The sequence below is a fragment of the Streptomyces sp. TRM64462 genome, assembly GCF_013362995.1.
Taxonomy (GTDB): Bacteria; Actinomycetota; Actinomycetes; order Streptomycetales; family Streptomycetaceae; genus Streptomyces.
Genome location: NZ_JABWDV010000016.1, coordinates 1 through 2,643 on the forward strand (window position 1 = coordinate 1; position 2,643 = coordinate 2,643).

The 2,643-nt window shown below is 73.9% G+C and carries 2 protein-coding genes; one reads left to right on the forward strand and one right to left on the reverse strand.

What is annotated here, in order from left to right:
• Positions 1-6: 6 nt before the first annotated feature.
• On the reverse strand, positions 7-981 hold the full coding sequence (locus HTZ82_RS00780; protein WP_175407281.1) for an acetylxylan esterase: 975 nt from the start codon (positions 979-981) through the stop codon (positions 7-9).
• A 193-nt stretch (positions 982-1,174) separates the two neighbouring features.
• Here HTZ82_RS00780 and HTZ82_RS00785 point away from each other — a divergent pair, with 193 nt between their 5' ends.
• Complete coding sequence (locus HTZ82_RS00785; RefSeq protein ID WP_175407282.1) at positions 1,175-2,479, forward strand: alpha/beta fold hydrolase; 1,305 nt, start codon at positions 1,175-1,177, stop codon at positions 2,477-2,479.
• Positions 2,480-2,643 lie beyond the last annotated feature (164 nt).

Here is a 2,643-nt window from a genome sequence, read left to right on the forward strand (position 1 = left end):
GGCAGATCAGCCCGCCAGCTTCCCCGGCAGCCAGCGCAGTTGCGCCGCCTGCTGGTACGCCTCGCCGCCCTCGTGGTCGTTGAACGCGTACACCTCGATCTCCTTGTCCGCCGTCCCGTACGCGTTGAACGCCGCGAACACCGTCGACGGCGGGCACGTCAGGTCCTCCAGCGCGGCCGAGAACAGCGCGGGCGCCGTCGCGCGCGCCGCGAAGTGCACGCCGTCGAAGTAGGCGAGGGTGCGGGCGACCTGACCGGCCTTCCCGCGGTGCGTCTTCAGGTAGTCGCCGATCTCCCGGTACGGCTGCCGGTCCGTCAGCGTCGTCGCGCGCGGGAAGTCGCACAGGAACGGCACGTCCGGCGCCGCCGCCACCAGGCCCGGCACGAGACCGGCCGCCGCCAGGGTGATGCCGCCGCCCTGGCTCGCGCCCAGCACCGCCGTGCGCGCGGCATCGGCCAGCGGGTGGGAGCGGGCGGCCTCCACCGCCCGTACGGCGTCGGTGAACACCCGGCGGTAGTAGTACGTCTCCGGGTCCTCGATGCCGCGCGTCATGAACCCGGGCACCGAGGGGGCGCTGCTCACCGGGTCAGCGGTGTCCCCGCCGGCCCAGGTGCCGCCCTGGCCGCGCGTGTCCATCGCGAAGTGGGCGAACCCGGCCGACGCCCAGAGCAGATGCGTGTGCGGCAGGCCGCGCCCGCCGCCGTACCCCACGAACTCCACGACCAGCGGCAGCGGTTCCGTCGCACCGGCCGGCACGACGAACCAGCCCTTCACCGGGTGGCCGCCGAAGCCCGCGAACGTCACGTCGTACACCTCCACCGTCGAGAGCCCGGTGGCGGCGACCGGTTCGAAGCGGGCGTCGAGCGGATGCGCGCGGCTCTCGTCGAGGGTCTTCGCCCAGAACGCGTCGAAGTCCTCGGGTTCCACGGACGAACTCCGGTACGTGCGCAGCTCGTCCAGCGGCAGGTCGAACAGGGCCATGCGGCCGCCTCCTTGATCGTCATGACCGGACCAGGCCACCGTACGTCTCGGTGCGCCGCCTTTGGCATGGACCTTGCCATCGCGCCCCGGAACGCCTTCCGACCAGGCCCTGGCCCCACCCCCCTCCCGGCTCCCGCCCGTATGGTCCACTGTGCGGGCGGGAGCCCGCACGCGACAGGAGGAGCCAGCAGCCGTGACCAGCTACCACCAGCCCGGTGTCGTCCTCACCGACCACCACTTCACCGTTCCCCTCGACCACGACGACCCGGCGGGCGAGCGCATCGAGCTGTACGGACGCGAAGTCGTGTCCACCGCGGCGGCCCGCACAGGCGCGGACCTCCCCTGGCTCGTGTACCTGGAGGGCGGCCCCGGCTGCTCCGTACGGCGCTTCACGGGCGCGCAGGGCTGGCTGGCCCGCGCCGTCCAGGAGTACAGGGTCCTCCTCCTCGACCAGCGCGGCACCGGCCGCTCCACGCCCGCCGACCGCCAGACGCTCCCGCTGCGCGGCGGCCCGCGCGAACAGGCCGCCTACCTCGCCCACTTCCGGGCCGACTCGATCGTGCGCGACTGCGAACTGATCCGGCCACGCCTCACCGGCGGCGCCCCCTGGACCGTGCTCGGCCAGAGCTTCGGCGGCTGCTGCGCGACCCACTACCTGTCGACGGCACCGGAGGGTCTCGACACCGTCCTCATCACCGGCGGCCTGCCCTCGCTCGACGCCACCGCCGACGACGTCTACCGCGCCGCGTACCCGCGCGTCCGCCGCAAGAACGAGGCCCACTACGCCCGTTACCCGCAGGACGTGGAACGCGCCCGCCGCATCGCGGAGCACCTCGCCGCGCACCGCACGGTCCTCCCGAACGGCCACGTCCTCACACCGGAGGCGTTCCAGTCGCTCGGCATCCTCCTCGGCGGCGGCGACGGCAGCCACCAGCTGCACTACCTCCTGGAGAACGCCTTCGTACGGACCCCCGCGGGGCCCGCCCTGTCGGACACCTTCCAGGAGTCCGCGCAGTCCTGTCTCTCCTTCGCGACCCGCCCCCTGTACGCCGTCCTCCACGAGGCCATCTACGCCCAGGGGGACGGCCCCACCGACTGGGCGGCCGAACGCGTACGCAAGGAGTTCCCCGACTTCGACCCCGCGGCCGCCCTCGCCGGCGACGCCCCGCTGCTCTTCACCGGCGAGACCATCCACCCCTGGCACTTCGACACGGACCCGGCGCTGCGCCCGCTCCGCGACACCGCCGAACTCCTCGCCGCCCGCACCGACTGGCCCGCCCTGTACGACGCGTCCCGCCTCGCCGCCAACACCGTGCCGGTCGCCGCGGCCGTCTACCACGACGACATGTACGTCGACACGGCCCACTCACTCGCCACCGCCCGTACGATCCGCGGGCTGCGCACCTGGGTCACGGACGAGTTCGAGCACGACGGTGTCCGCGCGGGCGGCACCCGCGTCCTCGACCGCCTGCTGTCCCTCGCCCGGGACGAGATCTAGGACTCGCGGTCAGCCGACCGGTGGCGCGCTGTGCCAGCGCTCCAGACGCCGCTGCACGGCCTGCAGAGCGCCCCGCCGGCGGCCCGGAACGCGGCGGCGGAGGACGACCAGCGCCGGCGCGAGCGCGCGGGCGGCTTCGCCGTCGGTGAGCTGCTCCCACTGGT